The sequence below is a fragment of the Arthrobacter sp. 1088 genome (genome assembly GCF_031455315.1).
Lineage (GTDB): Bacteria > Actinomycetota > Actinomycetes > Actinomycetales > Micrococcaceae > Arthrobacter.
The window spans coordinates 361,055-380,997 of record NZ_JAVDSM010000005.1 but is presented as its reverse complement, the minus strand read 5'-3'; the positions used below and the strand labels follow the sequence as shown (position 1 = coordinate 380,997).

General features: G+C 62.8%; 18 protein-coding genes. 13 read left to right on the top strand and 5 right to left on the bottom strand.

Features of this window, described 5'->3' with window-relative positions:
* Positions 1 to 492 precede the first annotated feature (492 nt).
* On the top strand, positions 493 to 1,059 hold the full coding sequence (locus J2Y41_RS10495) for a recombinase family protein (RefSeq protein ID WP_224093937.1): 567 nt from the start codon (positions 493 to 495) through the stop codon (positions 1,057 to 1,059).
* 435 nt (positions 1,060 to 1,494) lie between these two features.
* On the opposite strand, the gene J2Y41_RS10490 is transcribed toward J2Y41_RS10495, so the two are convergent.
* Entirely contained in the window at positions 1,495 to 1,965 is a 471-nt protein-coding gene (locus tag J2Y41_RS10490) for a nucleoside deaminase (RefSeq protein ID WP_309928366.1), read from the bottom strand.
* 151 nt (positions 1,966 to 2,116) lie between these two features.
* On the opposite strand from J2Y41_RS10490, the gene J2Y41_RS10485 reads away from it, so the two are divergent.
* Positions 2,117 to 3,034 carry a LysR family transcriptional regulator gene (locus J2Y41_RS10485; RefSeq protein WP_309928365.1) on the top strand — a complete coding sequence of 306 codons (918 nt, stop codon included), beginning with the start codon at positions 2,117 to 2,119 and terminating at the stop codon, positions 3,032 to 3,034.
* Between the two features lie 6 nt (positions 3,035 to 3,040).
* Here the strand turns inward: J2Y41_RS10485 and J2Y41_RS10480 are convergent, their stop codons facing one another.
* On the bottom strand, positions 3,041 to 4,252 hold the full coding sequence (locus tag J2Y41_RS10480; protein WP_309928364.1) for a LacI family DNA-binding transcriptional regulator: 1,212 nt from the start codon (positions 4,250 to 4,252) through the stop codon (positions 3,041 to 3,043).
* Positions 4,253 to 4,514: 262 nt separating this feature from the next.
* On the opposite strand from J2Y41_RS10480, the gene J2Y41_RS10475 reads away from it, so the two are divergent.
* The 8 genes from J2Y41_RS10475 to J2Y41_RS10440 all read left to right on the top strand — a co-directional run bounded on the left by J2Y41_RS10475 (position 4,515) and on the right by J2Y41_RS10440 (position 14,210).
* Positions 4,515 to 5,606 carry a substrate-binding domain-containing protein gene (locus tag J2Y41_RS10475; RefSeq protein ID WP_224092724.1) on the top strand — a complete coding sequence of 364 codons (1,092 nt, stop codon included), beginning with the start codon at positions 4,515 to 4,517 and terminating at the stop codon, positions 5,604 to 5,606.
* A gap of 73 nt (positions 5,607 to 5,679) precedes the next feature.
* Positions 5,680 to 7,257 (top strand): sugar ABC transporter ATP-binding protein, encoded by a 1,578-nt coding sequence (locus J2Y41_RS10470; protein ID WP_224165863.1) that lies wholly within the window; start codon positions 5,680 to 5,682, stop codon positions 7,255 to 7,257.
* Positions 7,258 to 7,296: 39 nt separating this feature from the next.
* A complete protein-coding gene (locus tag J2Y41_RS10465; protein ID WP_309928363.1) occupies positions 7,297 to 8,355 on the top strand; it encodes an ABC transporter permease in 1,059 nt (352 codons plus the stop codon).
* Between the two features lie 42 nt (positions 8,356 to 8,397).
* On the top strand, positions 8,398 to 9,348 hold the full coding sequence (locus J2Y41_RS10460; RefSeq protein ID WP_224092728.1) for an aldo/keto reductase: 951 nt from the start codon (positions 8,398 to 8,400) through the stop codon (positions 9,346 to 9,348).
* Between the two features lie 44 nt (positions 9,349 to 9,392).
* Entirely contained in the window at positions 9,393 to 11,045 is a 1,653-nt protein-coding gene (locus J2Y41_RS10455) for a GMC family oxidoreductase (protein ID WP_309928361.1), read from the top strand.
* A gap of 38 nt (positions 11,046 to 11,083) precedes the next feature.
* Positions 11,084 to 11,797 (top strand): gluconate 2-dehydrogenase subunit 3 family protein, encoded by a 714-nt coding sequence (locus tag J2Y41_RS10450; protein ID WP_224165859.1) that lies wholly within the window; start codon positions 11,084 to 11,086, stop codon positions 11,795 to 11,797.
* 149 nt (positions 11,798 to 11,946) lie between these two features.
* Positions 11,947 to 12,939: a substrate-binding domain-containing protein gene (locus J2Y41_RS10445; protein ID WP_309928360.1), complete on the top strand. Its 993-nt coding sequence runs from the start codon at positions 11,947 to 11,949 to the stop codon at positions 12,937 to 12,939.
* Between the two features lie 179 nt (positions 12,940 to 13,118).
* Positions 13,119 to 14,210, top strand: coding sequence for a nitrilase-related carbon-nitrogen hydrolase (locus J2Y41_RS10440; protein ID WP_309928359.1), 1,092 nt, complete (start codon positions 13,119 to 13,121; stop codon positions 14,208 to 14,210).
* 76 nt (positions 14,211 to 14,286) lie between these two features.
* On the opposite strand, the gene J2Y41_RS10435 is transcribed toward J2Y41_RS10440, so the two are convergent.
* The gene (locus tag J2Y41_RS10435; protein ID WP_309928358.1) at positions 14,287 to 15,270 is read right to left on the bottom strand and encodes a hotdog domain-containing protein; all 984 of its coding nucleotides are present in this window, start codon (positions 15,268 to 15,270) and stop codon (positions 14,287 to 14,289) included.
* Between the two features lie 199 nt (positions 15,271 to 15,469).
* Here J2Y41_RS10435 and aztD point away from each other — a divergent pair, with 199 nt between their 5' ends.
* Positions 15,470 to 16,783 (top strand): zinc metallochaperone AztD, encoded by a 1,314-nt coding sequence (aztD, locus tag J2Y41_RS10430; protein ID WP_309928357.1) that lies wholly within the window; start codon positions 15,470 to 15,472, stop codon positions 16,781 to 16,783.
* A 119-nt stretch (positions 16,784 to 16,902) separates the two neighbouring features.
* Here the strand turns inward: aztD and J2Y41_RS10425 are convergent, their stop codons facing one another.
* Both J2Y41_RS10425 and J2Y41_RS10420 read right to left on the bottom strand, forming a co-directional pair.
* A complete protein-coding gene (locus J2Y41_RS10425; protein ID WP_224092745.1) occupies positions 16,903 to 17,337 on the bottom strand; it encodes a DoxX family protein in 435 nt (144 codons plus the stop codon).
* Between the two features lie 40 nt (positions 17,338 to 17,377).
* On the bottom strand, positions 17,378 to 17,962 hold the full coding sequence (locus J2Y41_RS10420) for an antibiotic biosynthesis monooxygenase (RefSeq protein WP_309928356.1): 585 nt from the start codon (positions 17,960 to 17,962) through the stop codon (positions 17,378 to 17,380).
* A 42-nt stretch (positions 17,963 to 18,004) separates the two neighbouring features.
* Here J2Y41_RS10420 and J2Y41_RS10415 point away from each other — a divergent pair, with 42 nt between their 5' ends.
* Together J2Y41_RS10415 and J2Y41_RS10410 are read left to right on the top strand one after the other, a co-directional pair.
* Positions 18,005 to 19,345 (top strand): MATE family efflux transporter, encoded by a 1,341-nt coding sequence (locus J2Y41_RS10415; RefSeq protein WP_309928355.1) that lies wholly within the window; start codon positions 18,005 to 18,007, stop codon positions 19,343 to 19,345.
* 9 nt (positions 19,346 to 19,354) lie between these two features.
* Positions 19,355 to 19,927, top strand: coding sequence for a DUF308 domain-containing protein (locus J2Y41_RS10410; RefSeq protein WP_309928354.1), 573 nt, complete (start codon positions 19,355 to 19,357; stop codon positions 19,925 to 19,927).
* The last annotated feature ends 16 nt before the right edge of the window (positions 19,928 to 19,943 follow it).

The following is a 19,943-nucleotide window of genomic DNA, read 5'->3' as shown; positions in this document are numbered from 1 at the left end:
TCGACGACACCCTCAGCACACCCGTAGCTGACGTGGGAAAACGCTGCATGACAGGTTTGGACGAGTTATCTCATCTACTTCTACTCGTCCCACTCAAACGCCGATAACCGACGTTATGTCGTGTTAATGCTTGAAGCTTCAACTAACTTTTATTTTTGAGAGTCTACCTCAGGCCCTCTCCCCCGCGATCGCCCTTGCTGTTTACGCCGTACGGCAAGGATTTCAGCCATTTGCGCAGCAACCCGCTGCGCAAAGGAAGCCGGCCCGAACGACGGCAACGCCAAGGCATAAAACGCCTGCCTGGCCGCCCAATTGTCCAAAGTTCTTTGGACAATTGGCCGAAGCGATTGGAACCCGGAACTATTCGAGCGCCGGCCGGGAACCCGGTGCTTCGTTGAAGCCTGTCCACTCTGACGCCGTTGGGACATGAATGTCTTGACGCTGCTTGCCAAGGACTCTCAAACTCAAAGGGACGGCGGCGGGAGGATTCCGGTGAATGGTCAACGAATCGGATACGTGCGAGTGAGCACTCTCGACCAAAACGAGAAACGCCAACTCGATGGCGAAGTCCTGGATCGCGTCTTCACGGATAAAGCCTCCGGCCGGGACACGGCAAGGCCGCAGCTTGCTGAACTTCTGCGGTTTGCCCGCGAAGGCGACACCGTGGTCGTGCACAGCATGGACCGGCTCGCCCGCAACCTGGACGATCTGCGCTCCTTGGTCCAGGGCCTCACCCGCAAAGGAGTACGCGTGCAGTTCGTCAAGGAACACCTCCTCTTCACCGGGGAGGACTCCCCCATGGCCAACCTCATGCTCTCGGTCATGGGTGCCTTCGCCGAGTTCGAACGCTCCCTCATCAAGGAACGCCAACGAGAAGGCATCGCCCTCGCCAAGCAACGCGGCGCCTACCACGGACGCAAAAGGAGCCTTAGCCCCGAACGCGCCGCCGAGCTCGTGCTAAGGGCGGACAGCGGAATACCAAAATCTGTCCTGGCCAACGATTACGGCATCAGCCGGGAAACTGTTTACCAGTACCTGCGCCAGGCAAAGCAGACGTGAGTACTTGATCGATGGACGGCCCCGATGGCTCGTCCATGCAGACCGCAATGCACGCTCGTCCGTGAGTCCGCAGAGGACGCAGTCGTGAGCTTCTGCCGCAGGAGCCCGCGGTCGTAGTTCATTCCCAGGCTGGACGGAACGTCGGTTATCGGCCCCCAAATAGGACGAGTAGACGTCCCTCGGCTGGGCCAAGAGGATTTACTCGGCAGCGCAGAGGGTTCCTAACGTCCGCGCTTGGCGCAGATACTGTGGGCCGTCTCCCTGGTGATCCGGAAGTCGGGGGCAAGGACGACTTTTGAATCACTACTGACGTCCCGCTGGAGCAGCTCGACAGCCCGCTCCGGAGTTAGGGTCTGTTTCGGCCCCAGACAGGCGCCTCATTGCTTGGCCAGGGCCATCCTTGCACGGCTCTGAGGGAAATGGTGCCTCGTTCTTTTAGTTCCAGAAGCCGGCATGTGGTTTCGCGGCTTCTTCTTCGATGTGCGGGCCCGAGACCTCGGTGGGGCGGCCTCCATCGGCGAATACAAGCCTGCAGGGGTGAGACAGAGTGGGGTTTTCCGGATGACTGCCGGTTATCGCCAGCAAACCGGTTTCTGCCAGGCCGTAAACTACCCGGCCGATGCCGGCCCAGTAGATCGCGCCCGCACACATGGCGCAGGGCTCACAGGATGTGTACAGGGTGTGGCTGGGAAGCTCATTGTGGGGGATGGACCTCGACGCCAAGCGCACCAGGTTGGTTTCGGCGTGATTTGTGACCTCATTCTCGGTTGTCACGGTGTTCTCAGCTTCCAGGACGATGTCGCCGTTGGCGTTTACGAGAATTGCGCCGAAGGGGTGGTTGCCGTTGTCCCGGGCGTTCCGCGAAACGATGATGGCGCGGCGGAGATATTCGAGGTCGTTGTTCATGCTGGTCCTTTCACCTCAACGGCGCCAGGGACATTGGCGGTGAGGTCTTTTCGTGGTTCCGACGGGACTCTGTGCCCGAGCTCATGCAACGATATGCCGCCAAACGCTGCAGAAGAAGTGATTTACTATCCGAGCAGACGATAGGTGAGGGATGATGCGGTACTCGTTGGAGCAGGTCGAGGCTTTCGTGATGAGCTGCAAGTGGGGTTCCTTCTCCGCTGCGGCCAGAGCATTAGGGCGCAGCCAGTCCACCATCAGTGCTGCCGTGGCCAACCTGGAGATAGCTCTTGGGCTGGAGTTGTTTGATCGGACGACACGTATTCCCACCCTGACCCCAGCCGGCGAAACGATGCTGGTCGAGGCATTAATTGTTTACGATCGATGCCAAGCACTGGAAAGCCACGCGGATGCCATGTCGGAAGGCGACCCGGCGAGCCTCACCATTGCGGCAGGCATCCCGTACCAGAACCTGGTGGCCGTTCTGGTGGAATTCGCCGAGAACTTTCCCCACACGGACCTTGTTATCCGAAATCCTGAACACGGTGACGTCGCCGGCTTGGTCCAACGCGGTGAGGCCGCCCTGGGGATTGCTTTTGCCCAGCCCCGGTATCCCCGGGAAATTCAGTTTCATCAACTCGGGAAACTGATCCTCACCCACGTCGCCCATGCCCGGCATGCGTTGGCGGCGAAGACCACTGTGAGCTTTGACGACTTACGCGCGCACAGGCACATTGTTTACACCGCGCATGCTGCCAGCTTGCCGACCACTGAATACCTGCAGTCCGCACAGGTGTGGCGTGCCGATAACTATGAGGCTCTCATTTCGATGGCATCGGCGGGCTTGGGGTGGGCAACTTTGCCACGGCAGCTGATCGTGGACCAGATAAACGGCGGCCAACTGATCGAGCTACAACTGGAGGCTTACCCCTATACGGATTGGCTCGTATCGGTGGACCTGTTGTCTTTGAGGGGACGCCGGATAGGGAAGGCGGAAAGCTGGCTGCTTACCCGGCTCAGAAACCATAAGATTCAGGAGCTGGATAAGCACGGGAAGCCCACCACGTGGTAACGGGTTTCATGTCTCCTGTTCGATGATGGGGCCCTCCGGTGGATGTGTCGCGTCGCTTCGTAAATTCTGAACCGGGGGTGCTGCTTTGGGAGGCACAGCGGTGCTTTGGCGGACAACGAGCTGGGTGGGGATGAGGGTGACACCGCGTTTGGTGGTCTTGGTGCGGATCTGCTGTAGGACGTTGTCGACGCACTGGTTGCCGACGTCGGCGAAGTTCTGGTGGACCGTGGTGAGCGGGGGAGTGAAGGAGGACGCTTCGGGGACGTCGTCGAAGCCGACCAGGCTGATGTCTCCTGGAACTGATTTCCCCTTTTCGCGGAAGGCCCGGAGCATGCCGAGCGCCATGTGGTCGTTCGCGGCGAATACCGCGGTGCAGCCGGGCTCGTCGGCGAGCCGCAGACCGACGGCGTAGCCGGAGTCCGCTGACCAGTCGCCTCGCAGCAGCGGCGGGACAGGCCTGCCGGCGTCGGTGAGCGCCGCGTGCCAGGCGGCCGCGCGGCGTTCGCTGGCGAAGGACGCTTCGGGGCCGGCGACGTGCCAGACGGTTTCGTGGCCGAGGTCCAGGAGGTGTTTGACGGCCTTGCGGGCGCCGCCGGCCTGGTCGGTGTCCACCACGCTGTACTGCTCACCGGCGTCGGGATCGACGACGACGACCCTCACTCCCGGGGGCAGAGTCGCTGTCGCTGCCTCGAGGAGGTGGACCTCCATGATGGCAATCACCGCGTCGACGGCGAGTTCGCCGATGCGTGAGAACGCACCCTGGATACCGGCTTGGGTGGGGGCGGTGACGGGGATCAGTGTGATGGCGAAGTCCTGCCGGGCTGCGTGCAGCGCGATTGCCTCAAGCGTACGCATGGTCCCCAAGGACGACAACGAGAACGTGATCACGCCGATGGTCCGGAAACTTCCGCGCCTCAGCGCCCGTGCCGCACTGTTGGGCCGATATCCCAATTCATTCATCGCAGCAGTGACGCGCCGCCTGGTGTCATCGTGCACATCGCGGCTCCCGTTCGCCACCCGGGACACGGTCTGCGTCGAGACTCCGGCCCGTACGGCAACATCCACCATCGATACACGATCAATGACGGTTGCGGCAGGTTTGGCGAAGGTGGTCTTCGGTCTTGCGCCCTCATGGAGCCGATCGCCTGGCCCCAAATCAGGATGCCGCAACTGTCCCCGTTGCTCCGGGGGAGGGTTCTCGTCAAGGTGCCAGCACATCTGTCCTACCTGGTTGGCCGCGGGCCGCTTCGATGCGTCCGCGGGAAGAAAGATACTTCCGAGTTAGCGATAAATCAGGATGCCTATCACTGACCTGATCATGGGATACCTCTGACTTTCCCTTTATTTTGCAGGACCTATTCGGAAAACGCCAGCTTCATTAAATTTTCCTCCAGCCTCTTGATAGTGCGCTAACTCAGACTGTAACGTGACTCTCGTGCCCCAAAGTTGGGGTGATCACGAACACAAGGGAGTGTTGTTCATGCAGAGAACTACAACTGGAATTCGTCGAAACAAGAGACTTGGCAGAGCGGCACTGTGTGCTTCTGTCCTGACGGTCTCCATGCTTGGGCTGGCTGGCTGTAAGGGCGGCGCTGCCGCGGACGACGCGGGGGAGAAGGCAAGCGGCAAGGGGCTGGTCATCGGCTGGAGCCAGCGCGGCATCAGCGGCAGTGACTGGTGGAAGACTCTTGTTGAGGGCGGCCAGGCCGAGGCCGGCAAGGTCGGCGCGCGTGTGGAGCTGCTGGACGCCAACGGTGACACAGTCCGGCAGAACGCCGACGTGCAGACCCTGATCACCAAGGGTGTGGACGTGGTCGTTATGAACCCAAATGATCCGCTTGGCGTTGGTCCCTCGATTCAGGCCTTGAAGGACGCGGGCATACCCGTTGTGACGGTCAACTCGAGCGTAGATAAGTCCTTGGTTCCGGACATGTTCTGTTACGTTGCCGAGGATCAGGAGCACACCGGCTCGCTCGCCGGCGAGGTAGCTGCACAGCGCGCGCTGGAGAAGTACGGAGAGAAGGGCGAGATTAAGCTCGTCGGTATCGGCGGCTTCCCCGGAGATGTGCTGAGCGACCTTCGGTTCAACGGTTTCATGACCGGATGGAACCGCATTATGGAGAAGCACCCCGGTGTCACCACCGTCAAGCTTGACACCAAGTACGGTGAGTGGAAACCGGACAAGGCCCTGGCCCCAATACGTGACGTCGCCACCGCCAACCCCGACCTCAAGGTCGTCTACAGCATGAGCGATGTCATGCACGGCGGCATCGTCCAGGGCCTGCAGCAGGCCGGCCTGTGGGGTGACGGGATCATCATGGCCAGCTACGACGGGGGCATGGGCGCCATCAAGGAGATGGTGGACAACCCGAAGGGACCGCTCCAGGCGGATGCATCCAACCAGCCTTGGGACCAGGGAGCCGCAGCAGTGCGAATGGCAGTTGCCGCCGTCCAGGGTGACCAGGCCCAGTGCCCCGGCAAGACCAAGTACATCGATACAACCGTGGTGACGCCCGCTGACGCGGCCAAATACTACGTCCCCGGTGACACGTACGTCCGCGCCAAAGATTAAGAACCTGCCGTCCCGGACAGCAATCTTGCGCCGAAACCCTCCCGGCCCCGAAAGTCCTAGATAAGGAACATCTATGTCCGCCAACAACCAGGCACCGGTGGCATCAGCCACCGGGACCGTGGGGAAATCCCATTTCAGCGCCCCAGAGCTCGAACTCGAGGGCATCACCAAGTCCTACCCCGGCGTGAAGGCGCTGAAGGGTGTCAGCTTCAGCGTCGGCCGAGGATCGATCCACGCGTTGGCCGGACAAAACGGGGCCGGCAAGTCCACGCTCGTCAAGATCCTTTCCGGCGCCGAATCACCGGACTCGGGGAGCATACGCCTTGGTGGCGAGCTCCAGCGCTTCCGGGATCCAATGGATGCCCAGCAGGCAGGTATTCACACCATCTACCAGGAGCTCTCGCTCGTTCCTTCCCTGTCCGTGGCCGAGAACATCTTCCTGGGCCAGCTGCCACTGCGCGGCGGCGCGGCCGTGGACTGGCAGCGGATGCAGGCCCAGGCGCGGGCCGCCCTGGACCGGGTGGGTTTCGACCTGGACGTTCGCCGCCCCGTAGCAAGTTACTCCACCGCGGAGCAGCAGGCCGTGGAGTTGGCCAAGGCCTTGCACAAGGACGCCCGGGTGCTGCTGCTGGACGAACCCACGTCCACGTTGCCGATGCCCGACGTCGAACGGCTCTTCACGGTCCTGAGGTCCCTGTCCGAGCAGGGTGTGACGCTGCTGTACATCTCGCACCGCATGGACGAGCTCTTCTCGCTCTGCGACGCCGTGACTGTGCTGCGCGATGGCGTGAACGCCGCGGATTTGAAGACTGCAGACTCCAAACCCGCCGATGTCGTCACGGCAATGGTCGGCAAGAGCCTTGAAGGCTCCATTGCCGAGGCGGCCCTGCGCGGGGAACGCTCACCCAGCCTCGGTGCAGGCCCCCGGGAGAGCGTCATCCTCTCAGCCCGCGACCTCTCCGAGGAGGGGTACGTGGACAAGGTGTCGTTCGAACTGCATGAAGGCGAGGTCCTCGGCATTTCCGGGCTCATCGGCAGTGGCCAGTCAGAACTCGCTGGCCTCATCGCGGGTGCGCGGCGCCGGACCTCAGGCGAGATCCGCGTCGACGGGAAAGCAGTGGACTTCCGTGCCCCGCGCGATGCGATCCGCCGAGGGATCGGGCTGCTGCCGCAGGACCGGAAAGCCGCAGGCTTCATCCCGGACATGGGCGTCGCCGGCAACATCACCTTGGCCAGCCTTCCGCAGTTCAGCCGGCTGAGCGTTATCCAGTCCCGGCGGGAGCGCGGCGTGGCCGGCGAGATGGTGGCACGACTCGGCATGAAGGTCTCCGGGGTGAACCAGCCGCTCAAGACGCTGAGTGGGGGAACCCAGCAGAAGGCCATCCTGGCCCGCTGGCTTGTCCGCCAGTCACGCATCCTCGTGTGCGACGAACCAACCCGCGGAGTAGACGTCGGCGCGAAGGAGGACATGTACGAACTCATCCGCGAGTTCGCGCAGGCCGGAGGAACCGTCGTAGTGGCGAGCTCGGAGATCACCGAGGCGATGATGTGCGACCGCGTCCTCGTCATGGCCCGCGGCCGGGTCGTCGCAGAACTCGCACACGATGACATCGACCCCTCCGGCAACGCCATTCTCGAACGCTTCGCCTGACGGCGCTATCCATCAGACTTTCTACACAGGAGAACAACCATGTCCCGGACCCTGTCGCCCCTGCCCCAGCGCAGTGACACCACGTCCCAATCCTCAAGCATCACCTCGCGGCTGCGGGGCAGCGCCCTGCGCGCCCTGCCCAAGAGTTATCTGATCCTGGTCCTCCTCGCGATCATCGCGGTGGGCTACTACGTTTCCGATGACTTCCTGACGTTCCGCAATGCCGAAAACGTGATCACGGCCGCATCGATCGTCGTCGTGCTGGCCATCGGACAATACTTCGTTATCCTGACAGGCGGCATTGACCTGTCTGTGGGGTCGATCCTGGCCATGTCCACAGTCCTTACCGCACTCACCTTGCAGGCCGGAATGCCCGCTGGCGCGTCCGTCGTGTTCGTACTGGCCTCTTGCGCTGTCGCAGGACTGATCAACGGCGTCCTCGTCGTTTGGCTGAACATTCCGCCGTTCATCGCAACGCTTGCCATGATGAGCGCCGTCAAGGGCTTCAGCTACATCATCCAGTCGACAAGCTTGATCGAGATCCGCGACCAGGGACTCATTCAGGCCTTCTCCCGCGGCAGCTTCCTCGGTATCCGCAACCCGGTCCTGATCTTCATCATCGTGGCAGTGGTGGCGGCGCTTGTGGCCAAATACACGACGTTCGGCCGCTCCCTCTACGCGATTGGCGGCAATCCTGAAGCCTCGCGGCTTTCGGGCCTGCCGGTCGCGCGGAACCTGATCATCACCTATACCATCTCCGGTGTTCTTGCCGGCTTGGCCGGACTTGTCGCGGCGGCCCAGCTACGGCAAGGCAGCTCACTCATCGGCGTAGGCTACGAACTCGACGCGATAGCAGCCGTCGTCGTGGGCGGCGCCTCCCTGATGGGCGGCAAGGGCGACCCCCTAAACGCAGTGATCGGCGTATTCATCCTGACGACCATCATCAACATCATGAACCTCGTCGGAATCTCCTCCGAACCGCAGCTGCTCATAAAAGGCGCAGTGATCATCCTCGCCGTCTTCCTCTCCAGCGCGGGCGGCGTCCAGAGGATTTCCGGATTCTTCGCCAAATATTTCCGGCGCCCCCGGGTTGCTTAAAACCCAAACCGTCAACCCATTCAGCTCCAGAAAGCAGGAATCATGTCCATTCGTCCCCTGGGCCGCACCGGCCTGACTGTCTCCGATATCTGTGTCGGCACGAGCGCGCTGGGCAGCTTTCCCGCCCAGTACGGTTACGAAGTCGATGAAGGCACCGCCGTCGCCACGATTCACCGCGTCTTTGACGGGCCCTTCACTTTCATCGATACCTCAAATGAGTACGGCGGGGGTGCCAGCGAAGAGCGGATTGGCCGGGCGATCGCCGAGCGGGGCGGCATCCCCGAGGGATACGTAGTCGCCACGAAGGTCGACCCCGTTCCCGGCAGCACTGACTTCTCCGGTGACCGCGTCCGCCGGTCCGTCGAGGAAAGCCTCGAGCGCCTGGGCCTCGATAAGCTCCAGCTCGTCTACCTACACGACCCCGAAAAGATCTCGTTCGAGGAGGGTGTGGCCAAGGGAGGTCCCCTTGAAGCTCTAATAGATCTCCGGGATCAGGGCGTTATCCAGTGCCTGGGCGTCGCCGGAGGCCCGATTGACCTGGAGCTGCAGTACCTTGCGACGGATGCGTTCGACGCCGTCATCAGCCACAACCGCTACACCCTCGTCGAACAGACCGCCGAGCCGCTCCTGGAGGACGCAGCCCGCCGCGGAGTCGCCTTCGTCAATGCCGCCCCCTTCGGCGGCGGCATGCTCGTCAAGGGCCCGCGGGCCGTCCCGCGATACTGCTACGCCCCTGTCGACCAGGCGACGATCGACAGGGTCCTGCGCATGGAGGCGCTGTGCGGGCAGTACGGTGTCCCACTCGCAGCGGCTGCCCTGCAATTCTCCGTGCGCGACGAGCGCGTGGCATCCACCATCGTTGGAATGTCCCGCCCGAACCGCGTCGAGGAGACCCTCCACCTGCTTAACCACGACATCCCCCAGGAACTCTGGGACAAGCTCCTGCCTCTTGCAAGCGTGGGCCGCAACGGCATTGAAGCCGTGACGGTCTGAGCGCCAGTGCGCGAAGCAGGACTTTACGAAAGGAAACCAAAATAATGACCAGGAAGAAGCAGCCCGAGCCTGTCGACGTCGTCATCGTCGGCGCAGGCGCCGGCGGGGCCACAGCGGCAAAGGTGCTGTCCGAGGCTGGCCTGAAGGTGGTGGGCCTGGAGCGGGGGCCATGGCTGAAGCCTGAGCACGCCTCGGGAGACGAGCTGAAGTTCCTCAACCGGAATTTCATCTGGCAGGACCCGAAGGTGAAGCCGCGGACCTACCGCCCGAACGACAAGGTCGAGGCGGAAATCACCAACTTCTCGGCGACGCCGCAGGTTGTCGGCGGAGGTACCACCCACTGGGGTGGCATGGTGCCGCGCATGGCCGAGAGCGATTTCAAGCTGCGCAGCCTGCACGGCGACGTGCCGGGTGCCAGCTTGGTCGACTGGCCCATCTCCTATGACGAACTGGAGCCGTACTACACGCGCGTTGAGTGGGAGTTCGGCACGTCGGGCCTGGCGGGGGCGAACAAGTGGGAAGCGTGGCGCAGCCGGGGCTACCCGACCAAGCCATCACCGCTGAGCCAGATCGGGCGGACCTTCGCCACCGCGATGTCCAAGCTCGGCCACGGCACTTTCCCGATGCCGCAGGGCATGGTCACCGAACCTTACCGGGGGCGCCAACCCTTCAGCGAGAACGGCTTCTGGCAGCAGTACCCCGATCCGGGCACCGGCAAGTCATCGACCCTGATCAGCTTTATCCCTGACGCGATAGCGACCGGCCGCTACGACCTCCGCCCAGACTCCTACGTCAGCGAGATACTCGTTGGCAAGGACGGTCGCGCCACCGGTGTCCGCTACCAGGACGAGGACGGCGACGAATTCGTCCAACACGCCAAAGCCGTTATCGTCTGTGGCGGCGGCATCGAGACCCCGCGGCTGCTGCTCATGTCCAAGTCGGGACTCTTCCCGGACGGCCTCGGCAACGGCAGCGGCATGGTTGGCAAGAACGCGACCTTCCACCAATACTCTTTCTCGGTTGGCTTGTTTGACCGTGAGGTGAGTGATCCGCTGTACGGGTGGGCGGGCCACTACATGAGCCTGTGTTCGTTCGACTTCTACGAAACGGACGAGAGCCGGGGCCACATTCTCGGGTCTCTGATCTTCCCCTCGATGATCGGGCACCCTGTGAACTGGAGCTTCCCCGGCAGGCCGACCTGGGGACAGGCGGCGAAGGACGCGGACCGCGACTTTTTCAACCACAGCATGAAAATCGGGGTCCTGCTGCATGATTTGCCGGTTGAGGACAACCGCGTCGACCTTGACCCGAACGTCAAGGACGCCTGGGGGCTGCCGGTAGCGCGCATTACCCACACGCCCCACTCCAACGACTTCGCCCAGGAACGCTGGCAGGTCGCCAAGAACGGGGAAATCCTCGAGGCCGCAGGGGCGAAGAAGGTCATTCCGGTCAACATGGAGCGCATCACGGGCAATACCTCGCACGAACTGGGCACCGCCCGCATGGGCAACGACCCGGCGACGTCCGTCGTCGACCGCTGGTGCCGCTCGCACGAGGTACCAAACCTCTACGTTTTCGATGCGAGCTTCTTCCCGACCGCGACCGGCATCAACCCGGCCCTGACGATCATGGCGAACGCTTGGCGGTGCTCGGACCGCATCCTCCAGGTCGACCGCCACGGCTGGTCCGAAAACTGATTTGCACCCCACACAGGATACGAAAGGACAGATCTCACATGGGACAGGCGGAATGGGCTACGGTACCGATCTCAACACGCGACGTCGAAGGGCCGGTCTTTTTCACCGAGCACGAGTGGAATACGATCGAGGCCGCAACGGCCCGGATCATCCCCACTGACCATCATCCGGGCGCGCGTGAGGCCAAGGTTGTGCGCTTCATTGACCGGATGCTGGCGGGAACGCAGTTCATCTTCCCGGCTGCTGACGGGAACGGGTTCCTCCGGATGGAGGGCCGCGACGAGGCCGCGTGGCAGGAGCGCATCAAGCAGCGCCGGGAGTTTTACCGTGAAGGCGTTGTGGAGTTGGACCGGCTGGCGAAGGAACGTGCCGACGTCGGGTTCCTCGAACTTCCGGCGGATGACCAGGACGCGGTGTTGGAGACGTTATCGGGCGCGGAGAAGCCGAACGCTTTCTCACTGGAGCACTCCGAAGCTGGTCTTGGCGGCGCGCCGGCGGGCAACCAACCGGTCAACGAGGACTTTCTGGAGTTCTTCCCGCTGCTGGTGCTCAACACCCGTCAGGGGTTTTACGGCGACCCGGTTTACGGAGGCAACGAGAACCGGGTCGGTTGGGGTGTCATCGGCTTCGACGGACCCCCGTCGCTGGCCTCAACGATGGACGGCAGCTACACAACCCGAAAGTACATGGTGGAGGGGGCCGAGTGGCCGTACGACCAGCATCCCGAAGTCCTGCGGTACAGGCGCCCGTGACTGCCGGCGCAACGCCCGGCGTCGCGTTCAGGGGTTCGTCGAGGGTGACCGGGGATAATGGAGTGGTGTCCACGACCCCTGCACCTTCAGAAGCCCGGAACTCCAACGGGCGCGGGGAGCGGCTGGCCTCCAGGTCAAAGGCCCCCCGGATGTCCGATGTTGCCCGGCTCGCGGGGGTCTCCCAGCAGACGGTGTCACGGGTTGTCAGGGGAGCGACCAACGTGGACCCGGACATCCGTCAACGCGTTGAGCACGCCATCGCACAGCTGCGGTACCGCCGCAATCCAGCGGCAGCGGCTCTCGCCAGCAACCGGACCATGACAATCGGCGTTGTCAGCTTCGAACTGTCGGTCCTCGGACCAACGGTGGCCTTGTACGGTATTTCCGAGGAAGCCCGGCAACATGGCTATGCGACGCGTTTAGTCACGTTGGCCAGTCTTCGCCGGGAAGATATTAGGGCTGCCTTCGAATCCATCAATTCGGACACAGTTGACGGCGTGATCGTGCTCGCGCCCCTGTTGGATGCGATCACGGTGCTTGAGGGCCTCGACGTCGGTGTTCCCGTAGTGACCTTCCAGCAAGGATCGCAGCCGAGCCCGACAAGCGTTTCTGTTGACGAAGTGCGTGGTGCGCGGATGGTGGTGCGCCACCTGCTGGACCTCGGACACGAAACCGTGTGGCACGTCCAAGGCCCGCCGGGCTGGATGGCAACATCTGCCCGGGTCCAGGGATGGGCAGCCGAGCTCGGGGCTGCCGGACGAGTCGTTCCGACGCCGCTGCCAACTTCCGACTGGTCGGCCGCCGAGGGATACCGTGTCGGCCGTGAACTCGCCGCAAAGAAGGACGTCACGGCGGTCTTTGCCGCCAACGACCCCTTCGCGCTGGGAGTAATCAAGGCCATGGACGAGGCCGGGCGCGACGTTCCGGTCGATGTCAGCGTGGTGGGATTCGACGACGTCAAAGAAGCGCCGTTCTTCCGCCCGGCACTAACGACTGTAAAGCTGGATTTCGAAGCAATCGGTAATATCGCTGTAAGCCGTATCCTCGCCATGATCAAAGAGGAAGCCGAGGGAGACATCCCCCTGCTGGAGCCACGCCTCATACTCCGCGACACCACAGCACCGCCGCGAAGCAAGCGCTAACACAAAGCGCCGCCTGCCCCGCCATACCCGGGGTTCAACTCCCGACCAGGGCCATCAATGGTCTCTGGTCCACCCCTAAGAACCGGACCACTCCGAGTTCTTGCAATCCCTAACTAAACCGGAATACTGTGAGTTAGCGCTAACTCAGGTACTCAAAGAAGAGAAAAGAGAAAGAAACAATGGTCGATCCATTTGTCGTCGTCGCAGTCTCGCCGCGGACCATCAACGTGAAAAATCCCGGCGACGGCGTAGCGAACGTCAAACGCATCAACGAATTCATCGACACGGCAGTCATGGTCGGGTCCTGGGAAGGCTCTCCGGTCAAGCTGGTCGTCCTGCCCGAAATGGCAATCCAGGGCATGATCGCCAACACGCCGGGGAACCGCGAAAAGGAGCGCCACTTTGCCGTGACAATCCCCGGTCCGGAGACGGACGAACTCGCGAAAAAGGCCGTGGAACTCAACACCTACATCGCTGCTGAGTTGTACATGGTCAAGGACGAGGACTTCCCGGACCGCCACTTCAATGTCGCCTTCATCATCGATCCGCAGGGCGACATCATCTACAAGCGCTACAAAGCCACCAGTGACGCCTACGAGGGCGGCATGCTTGGCAACATGAACCCGCACGACGTCTGGGACGAATGGATTGAAAAGAAGGGCGATGGCAATGCAATGGACGCCATTTTCCCTGTGGCCAGGACCGAGATCGGCAACATCGGGTACGCCATCTGCCACGAGGGTGTATACCCCGAGGTGCCGCGTGGGCTCGCGATGAACGGTGCCGAGATCATTATCCGGGGCACCCTGATCGAGCCGGCCGTGCAGAACGGCATGTGGGAACTGCAGAACCGGGCCCACGCCATGTTCAACTCGGCGTACGTCGTCGCTCCGAACCTGGGGCCCGAAGTCCGTGACGACGGGTCAATGCAGGACCTGTTCGGTGGCCAGTCCATGATCGTCGGTCCACGCGGCCAGATCCTGACCAAGCAGCAGGGCTGGACCTCGGGCGACTCGTTCGTCTGCACCACGATCGATATCGAGGCGCTGCGCCGTGCCCGTCTCTCGAACGGCCTGTACAACCAGTTCAAGGACCTGCGCACGGAGCAGTACCGGGTCATTTACGACACCCCGATCTATCCGAAGAACCAGTACCTCGACGCGCCCCCGGCCGAGGGCTGGCTTGCCCGGGAAGACTCAACACGGGCCGCCAATATCGAGAAGCTCATCGAGCGCGGCGTTCTCACACCGCCGACGGGTTACAAGGCCTAGACCGAGGGTTGGCCGCGGGCGTGTTTCGCGCCCGCGGCCAACGCGGTCTGTTCCATCGGGCCTGACTAAGCCGAAGTCATGCCTCTTGGTAGCCGCCTGCTTTCAGCAAGTGGTCGGGCAGCCGGTTTCCGGGGGCCCTGCCGCGGATCTCCAGCAATTCCCTGGCGTGCGCGTGCAGTTTCTTGTCTTCTTCGGACACCGGCACCCACGGCGGAATGGGTACGGCTGTTCCGGTTTCGTCACGGGCCACCATGACCGTCAGGCAATACGTGGTCAGGTTCATTTCGCGGGTTTTCGGATCGCCGGAGCGGACGTGGACAGCGATGTGCATTCCCTTTGCGCCGGTGTACACCAGCCGCGCTTCCACCTCCACTACGTGGCCGATCAGCAACGGCCGGTAGAAGCGCACGCCGCCCGAGAACACCGCCACAGTATCCCGGCCGCAGTACCTGGAGGCGCAAACGTAGGCGGCCTCATCGATCCATTTCATGACGATGCCACCGTGGACTTTGCCACCCCAGTTCACATCAGTGGGGGACGCCATGAAGCGCAACGTCACGCGTTCGGCGGTGCCGGCGTCGGTATATTCCTGGGCGTTCATCGCATTGACGATCTGCTCGCGGACTTCAATGCGGGCAAGCGCGTGATCGCGTTGCTCGATCTCGTCCGGAGTGGAGGGCTCGAACTGTGGCACAGGAATGGGCTTGCCGTCAGGTCCGACGGCCACGAAAATCACCATGCACTGGCTGTGCATCGTCTCCGGTCCACCCTTGGGATCGCGCGAGCTGACCACCGTGTGGATGTGCATGGAAGAACGGCCGGTGTAGACGATGGTGGACGTCACCTCCACCATGTCGCCGCTGTTCACCGGATCTGTGAAGTGGATGTTGCCCACGTAGGCCGTGACGCAATAGGACTTCGCCCAACCAACGGCCGCCGCGTACGCAGCCTTGTCCACCCACTCAAGGACGGTGCCGGCGTCGACGGATCCACTGTGGCCCACATCCATGGGGGCGGCGAGGAAGCGGAGGGTTAGGGAGTTGCTGGGGGACTCGCTCATGCTCGAAGTTTACTGTTGGTGGGTTTCTGTTACGTGTCCACGTCGTGCGCCCGCCGTCCGGCTGGCCAGACCTTCGGCCCGGCAGATTCGATGGTTAGCTGCGCACAATGCCGGGCGAACCATCGAATGCGCAGCTAGCCATCGAAACGGACGACCCAGGCGATTTGATACACAAATGAGAATCAATATCATTTAACTCATGATTCATCACCCCACCCTTACTTCGCCACGCCCAACCACCCGAACAAGGCGCCGCAGAAGCGCCCAGCCGCTTGCCGCCGTCGGGCTTTCTGCGCTTCTCCTCACCTCGTGCGCTGCCCCCGGGGCCAGCCCGGCTGAAGCGCCAACCGAATCCCATGCAGCAGCATCGAAGGAAAAGGAAGCGGGCGCTCCTTCGCCTCGGCTCGTTTACACGTACGACGGCGGCATCGCCGTGGTAGACGCAAAGACGCTCGAACCCGTGGGCGGCGAAGCGGAGCTCGACGGCTTCAACCGCCTCAACCCTGCAGGTGACGGCCGGCATGTCCTGGTGTCCACGGGCGACGCGTTCCGCGTTTTCGACGCCGGCGCCTGGACCGAGCCGCACGGCGACCACAGCCATCACTACGTTGCCGAACCCAAGCTGACCGATCTGTCGTTCGAGGCGAGCAAGGCAGGTCACGTCGTGCGGCACGCGGACAAGACGGCGCTGTTCAGTGACGGCTCCGGCAAGGTGGAAACCTTCGAATCCAGCGCTTTGAGCGACGCTGTCGAGTCTGGCAAACTGCCCGCCACGGACGTTTACACCACGGCCGAGGCTCACCACGGCGTCGCAGTGGAGTTGGAGGATGGCAAGCTGCTGGTCACCCTGGGCAACGACGAGGGCCGCACCGGCATCGTTGTCCTGGAGGCCGGCAAGGGGCAGGACCGTAAAGAACTTGTGCGCAACGAAGACTGCCCTGGTGTGCACGGCGAGGCAGTTGCTGCAGGAGAAGCTGTGGTGGTTGGCTGCGAGAATGGCATGCTGATCTACAAGGACGGAGCCATCACCAAGGTCGCAAGCCCGGATGCATATGGGCGCATGGGCAACCAGGCGGGCTCGGAGAAGTCGCCGGTGATCCTGGGCGACTACAAAGTGGACAAAGCCGCTGAGCTGGAACGGCCCACGCGGATTTCCCTGGTCAACACTGAAACCGCAACCCTCCGGCTTGTGGATATTGGAACCAGCTACTCGTTCCGCTCGCTGGGCCGCGGACCGGCCGGCGAAGCGCTGGTGCTCGGAACTGACGGCGGCCTGCGCGTCATCGACCCGCTCTCGGGAGAAGTGACCTCGACCATCCCTGTAGTCGCCGCGTGGGAAGAATCCGCCACGTGGCAGGACCCGCGCCCCACGCTTTTCGTTCAAGGCTCGACGGCGTTTGTCACCGAACCTGCGACGCAAACTATTCACGCGGTGGACTTGAAAACAGGCAAGGTGAAGAAGTCCGTGCAGCTTGAGCACGTCCCGAACGAACTGACCGGCGTCGAAGGCTAGACGTTCTCTCACATCGTGACCCCTTAACGCCGATGCTCGCTCACTTTCTTGACGAAAGTGAGCGAGCGTTCCGCTATTCAGGCTCGGATGTGAGAGAACATCGGGGGGTTGGGGGCAAATTACGCGAGGACGCGGAGCTTGCTGGCGGAGCGGCCGAAGAGGGCGTTGTCGGCGGAGATCTTGCCTGCTCCAGCCAGGGCGAGGGCCAAGGCTGCGCCGGCGAAGAGGAGGACCAGCTCGTATCCGCCGTTGGCGACGAAGACGCCGGCCGGAGCGTGAACCAGGAACAGTGCTCCCAGCATGTCGATGGCCAGGAGGGCCGCGAACACCCGGGTCAGGAGCCCGAGGATCAAGGCGATGCCGCCCACAAGCTCGAGGGTTGCAACAACCGGAGCTACCGCGGAAGCGCCCGGTACGCCCATCTGTGCAAAGGAGGCCTGGGTGCCGGCGATGGTGAATTCGTTGAACTTCTGCCAACCGTGCGCGGCGAAGAGAAAACCTGCAATAACGCGCAGGACGGTCAGGGCTGTAGTGCTCAAGGTGGACTTGTTCATGCCTTCAACCTTCCCGGAGATAAGTTGAAGAGTCAACTAATTAAGAAGTTCCGTGACTCATCCCACGTGGTTTTGCCTGCAGCCAAGGCTGGAGGAGGCGCGTCGTGATGGGCAGGAAGATGTACGTCATCAGCGGTGTCAGGATGACGATGTTGAGCAGCACCTGGAACACCAGCGGCCAGCCCTGCGTCAAGGGGTGCAGCAGGAAATTGGCCAACAGACTAAGAGGGAAGAAGGGTAGGAAGATGCTGATCGCCTGCTTCCAACGCGGTGGCACCACAGTTTCCGGAACAACCACGGAGGCATCGCCGGGCTGCGAAAACCAGCCCTCGATGCCTGTACGCCGCTCAACCCGCGTGGTCTCCATCATTTCCCGCGCGCTGTCGATCCACCAACGCCGCTCCTCGGACTGCTCCCATCCATGCAGCGTTTCAGCATCGGCGAACCGGTACAGCATGTGCCATTCGTTCGAGCCGGCCCCACTCCGGACCCATCCCGAGCCCAGATATCCGGGCCACTCGCGCGCCAGTTCCTGGCCGGCGTGTGCCCAGGCATTTGCTTGCCGGGTGTACCCCGGGAGGATGGTGCGGGCGACGGAAACTGTAACGGGATGCTTGTGTGACACGGCCCCAAATTTACCCGTGCCCAAGCGGACTAGGCTTGTTTAGTGCCTCAAACCACAACCATCACCACTCGTTCCAATGCCCGCGAGATCCTGCGCCTGGCAGTACCCGCGTTCGGCGCGCTCATAGCCGAGCCGCTGTTCCTCCTCGCTGACTCCGCCATTGTGGGCCACCTTGGCGTGGACCAGCTCGCCGGCGTTGGGCTGGCATCCACGCTGATGCACACTGCTGTTGGACTTATGGTCTTCCTGGCATATTCGACGACGCCGGCAGTCGCCCGGGCGATTGGCGACGGCAAGCTCGGCAAGGCTTTGGCGGCAGGGCGCGACGGCGTGTGGCTGGCTCTGATCCTCGGTGCGGTTCTCGCCGTCGCCGGCTTTGTCGCCGCCGAACCCCTGGTTGGCCTGATGGGCGCGACGGGTGAGGTTCGCGGGTTCGCAGTGGATTACCTGCGTTGGTCGATGCCCGGGCTGGCCGCGATGTTGCTCATCTTCGCAGGCACGGGCGTGCTCCGCGGCCTTCAGGACACCCGGACACCTTTGGTGGTTGCCACGGCAGGATTTGCGCTGAACATCGCGCTGAACTGGTTCCTCGTCTACGGATTGGATCTGTCCGTTACTGGTTCGGCCATCGGCACAAGCGTTGCGCAATGGGCCATGGCGGCCGTGTATCTGGTGATGGTTGGCCGGAGCGCCCGGCAGCACGGTGTCTCGCTCAAGCCCCACTGGCATGGCATTCGGGCCATGACAAAGGTTGGTTCGTGGCTGATGCTGCGTACCCTAAGCCTCCGCCTCGCCATCCTCTCCACAGTCCTGGTAGTCACTGCACAAGGCGCAGTGAACCTCGCAGCCCATCAGCTGGCCATGACCATTTTCTCGTTCCTCGCCTTTGCCTTGGATGCGCTCGCCATCGCGGCGCAGGCCCTGATCGGCAAGGAACTGGGCGCCAGAAATGCTGTCCGCGTCCGGGAATTGACGCGAACCATGATCCGCTGGGGCCTGGGGTTCGGGGTGATAACCGGCGTGCTGCTTGCCGTGGCCGCGCCATGGGCCGGCTACCTCTTCACGTCTGACGCCGGTGTGCGTGAGGCATTGACCGTCGCCCTGTGGGTCCTTGCAGTCGGACAGCCTTTGGCCGGCTACGTCTTCGTCCTGGACGGCGTCCTCATCGGTGCCGGTGACGCGCGCTATCTGGCGATTGCCGGCGTCGTGAATCTTGCGGTCTACTTGCCGCTCCTGGCGGCCGTCCACCTGACCAGGCCCGACGGCGCGGCGGGGCTGGTGTGGCTGTGGGTCGTCTTTGCGCTGGGCTACATGCTGGCGCGCGGGGTCACTTTGGGGCTGCGGGCGCGCACGGACAAATGGGTAGTGCTTGGTTCGCACTAAACTGGATGCGTGACTCTCCCCACGACTCCTTCCCAGACACCTCCTGCGTCCGTGCCCGGGCTCTGGAAACCAGTGCTGACCCGGGCAGTGGTTGCGCTGGTGTTCGGCCTGGTCACCATCTTCTGGGGATCGCCTTCGGTGCAGGTGCTGGCTTGGGCCGTTGGCTTGTACCTGCTCGCAACAGCGGGTTCGTTGTGGGTCTCGCGCGTTCTGCCTGCGGCAGTTCCGGTGGTTGTCGCGATCGGCGGTGTGGGGGCATTGGTCACTCAGTCAGATGCCGGCGTCGCGCTTTCTGCCGCCGCCGCGTTGCTGGTACTTGGCGTTCTTGAACTGGTCCACGCACTGCGGAATCGCGACTCGTTGACCCGTGATTGGCTGGTGTCCGGTGTTATCGCTGTGGGTACTGCTGTGGCGTTGCCGTTCTTCATATCGCTCGGCGCGCACGCACTTCTGGGTGTTGCCGGTGGCGGAGCGATCCTTTCCGGCGTGCTGTGGATTCTCTCCGGGCTGACGCTCCGGCACGATGCTCACACGGGCAACCAGGCCACTGCGCCGGGTGCTTCCCCGGAGGCCGTAAACTAGTAGCTGGACGTTCTAC